Raw genomic sequence first — 3,166 nt, forward strand, 5'->3', positions numbered from 1 at the left:
GGGGTTCTACGCCGGAACCCCAGAAAATTCCGTCATTCCACATTGTGAACGTCAATCGGTTTGTTGCCTGACGTGCCGAGCGAGTAACTCAGTCGGTAAATGCCTGCCCGAACTGCCGTGCCCGCTTTACATCGTCGGTATGCAAGTAAATCGACGTGGTCGAAATCGACGCGTGACGCAGGTTATCTCGTACGGCGCTCAGCTCAACCCCTCTGGCGATCGCGTGGGTCGCATGGGTGTGCCGCATCCAGTGCGGAGAGGCCCGATGCAGCTTTTCAGCCAGCACCGGATGGTCGTTCTTGATAATCTGCGCGACGAGCCGAAAAAACCGGCGCATGACTTCCCACAGCCGCAAGGGCTTGATGCCGGCATCGGCGTCGTCAAGGCTGCCAATCAGGGACGTGGTCGGATTCCAGTGAGCACGGCTGACAGGAAGCCCCCGCTCCTGCAGATATCGGTCCAGCGCTGTGCGCGCTAGGGGTGTCAGGGTAACGCGGGCTGGCTTGCCGCCCTTGCCGACCACGTGCAGCCAGTGATCACCGGCTGCGTCGACTTCGATGCTGCGCAGTGTGGCGTCAGCCAGTTCGCTGATCCGCAGTCCCGTTGCGTAGCCGAAATCCAGCATGAACCGCAACCGTTGCGCAGCGGGCGCCTGCCAGCCGTACGACCACTCGAGCCCGTTGGCGATGGTGCGCGTCAGCATCCATTCTCCTTCGGTGAAAGCGTGCGAGGTTTCAAGAGCCATGGCGCGCTTGCTGCCGCGTACCTTGATGCCGGAGAATGGGTTGGCCACGACGTAGCGCTGCTCGACCAGCCAGCGGAACATGGCGCTGAGCACGGCAAGCGCATGCGCAATCGAACGGGCCGAGAGGTTGTCGACAAACGGGCGCCAGTCCGTTGATGTGCGCGGCCGCGGTGGCCCGACCCAGCGTTCTCGCGGTGTAGGTCTGCGCAGAAACGCCCTGTAGTCGGTGGCATCCCGGGTGGTCAGCGAAGACAGCGCCTTGCCGCGAGCAACGATGCCCCAGAGAATCAGCCGTTCGGCTTCCTTGCGGTAGGCCCGCTGCGTGGCCGGGGATTCGTGCAACGCGAGCCATGCCTGGATAGCGTCGTAATCGTTGTCGACGCCGAGGATGCAGGCCGACACCGGTGCGCGGAAGGCGCCGGCGGATCCGTCGATCTCGTGCGGTAGCCGTAGTTGCTCCCAAGGCGTCACGACTGACTGCCGATCCGCGATGATCAGTGCGCGGGCCCGCTCCGTGAGCGCCGGGTACGCGGCAAAGAAGGCCTCGATCCTTCTTGCACTGGCCGGCCCGAGACCCGGAATGACGGTCCACCACTGCCGGCGACGCGGAATCCGTACCGTGAGATCGGCCAGGGTCCGGATGCCGGCCGCGTGCAGGGTGCGGGCAGCGCGATTCGGCAGCCAGTGCGCAATGTCGTCGCCGATCTGCGGAGCTGGCGCAGGCATGATGCGCAGTAGCTCGACAGCCTGCGTGGTGGCGCGCGCATGATGCATACGCTTTTGGGCCGGGCATTCGAACAGCGTGGCCAGATCTGCCCGCTGTCGGTTACGGGCATAAAGTGCCAGTTGCCGGCGGATCTGGCCGATGACGCCGCGGGCTGACTGGCTGTGGCTGAGCCGATCTTGCATGTACCGGTGTGCCGCCTCACGCGAGGATGCGCCCTCGTACCAGGCACGCAGCGCTGCCAGTGCATCAGCATCAGGAAAGTCGGTCGGGATGTCGGCGGCGGACGGGCTCGTGGGGCGCGTTTTCATGTCATCGAGTTTAATATGGAAACAATGCCACAGAGATAATAAAGCTTATCTCTGTAGAATGCGGGAGTTCAATATTTCTGTCGTACCCCATGTCGTGATATCACAAAATTGAAGGATCTGACGTTGCGTGGAGAGGATGGTCGATGATCAACAAGAATAAGCTGCTCAGCGTCTTTTCCGACGCCGAACAGGAAGCCCTGTATGGCCTGCCTGATTTCGACGATGCGCAGCGGCTGGAATACCTGGCATTGACCGAATCCGAACTGGCGCTCGCCAGTAGCCGGCCCTCCATACCCGCGCAGGTCTATTGCATCTTGCAGATTGGCTACTTCAAGTCCAAGCACGCCTTCTTCCGCTTCGATTGGGACGAGGTTGAGGACGATTACGATTTCGTGTTGAGCCGCTATTTCCACGGCGAGCCGTTCGAACGCAAGCCGATCACCCGGCACGAGTACTACGCCCAGCGCGAACAGATCGCTGAACTGTACGGCTATCGACCGTGGGTGGCCGCCTTCCTGCCGCAACTCATGCAGCAGGCCGCGCAGATCGTACGTCGCGACGTGACACCGGGATTCGTCGCCGCCGAGCTCATCGTGTGGCTCAATGAGCACAAGATGATCCGGCCCGGCTACACGACCTTGCAAGAGCTAGTCAGCGAAGCCCTGTCCGTCGAACGTCGGCGGCTGGGCGACCTGCTCACCGGCGTATTGGACGAATTGACCCAAACCGCGCTAGACCAACTTCTGGTGCGCGATGATACTCTGTCGAAACTGGCGGCGCTGAAACAGGATGCCAAGAATTTCGGCTGGCGTCAGATGGTCCGCGAACGCGAAAAGCGCGGCACGCTGCAGCCGTTGCACGAAATCGCCAGGACGCTGCTGCCCCGGCTGGATATCTCGCAGCAGAACGTGCTGTACTACGCAAGCCTGGCGAACTTCTATACCGTCCACGACCTGCGCAACCTGAAGGCGGATCAGGCGCAGCTCTACCTGCTGTGTTACGCCTGGGTGCGCTTCCGACAGCTCACCGACAACCTGGTCGATGCGATGGCCTTCCACATGAAGCAGCTCGAGGAAGAAAGCAGCGCGGGCGCGAAACAGTCACTCATCGCCGAGCAAGTAAAACGCCATCGGGAAACGCCGCAGATCGGCCGCCTGTTGTCGCTCTATGTGGACGACAGCGTAGCCGATCCGACGCCGTTCGGCGAGGTGCGTCAGCGCGCCTATAAAATCATGGCCAAAGATGTGCTACAAAACACGGCGCAACGCATGACGGTCAAGCCGCTGAGTCAACTGGCACTACACTGGTTGGCGGTGGACGGCCTAGCCAAACGTATTCGCCGTCACCTGCGCCCCTTGTACGTCGAGCTCGACTTCGTCGGCACCT

2 protein-coding genes are annotated in these 3,166 nt (G+C 61.7%); one reads left to right on the forward strand and one right to left on the reverse strand.

Going from position 1 to position 3,166, the window contains the following annotated elements; translation table 11 throughout:
• Nucleotides 1-88: 88 nt before the first annotated feature.
• Nucleotides 89-1,780 carry a site-specific integrase gene (locus tag PWP93_RS37255; RefSeq protein WP_007180429.1) on the reverse strand — a complete coding sequence of 564 codons (1,692 nt, stop codon included), beginning with the start codon at nucleotides 1,778-1,780 and terminating at the stop codon, nucleotides 89-91.
• Nucleotides 1,781-1,923: 143 nt separating this feature from the next.
• On the opposite strand from PWP93_RS37255, the gene PWP93_RS37260 reads away from it, so the two are divergent.
• The coding region (locus tag PWP93_RS37260; RefSeq protein WP_421048403.1) for a DUF4158 domain-containing protein at nucleotides 1,924-3,166 on the forward strand (1,243 nt) is incomplete at its 3' end.

The organism is Paraburkholderia sp. A1RI-2L (assembly GCF_048957375.1).
Lineage (GTDB): Bacteria > Pseudomonadota > Gammaproteobacteria > Burkholderiales > Burkholderiaceae > Paraburkholderia.

Bases quoted from the DNA above. Each gene is read 5' to 3' on its own strand.
- PWP93_RS37255 (WP_007180429.1), bottom strand. From the start codon at position 1,780: ATGAAAACGCGCCCCACGAGCCCGTCCGCCGCCGACATCCCGACCGAC.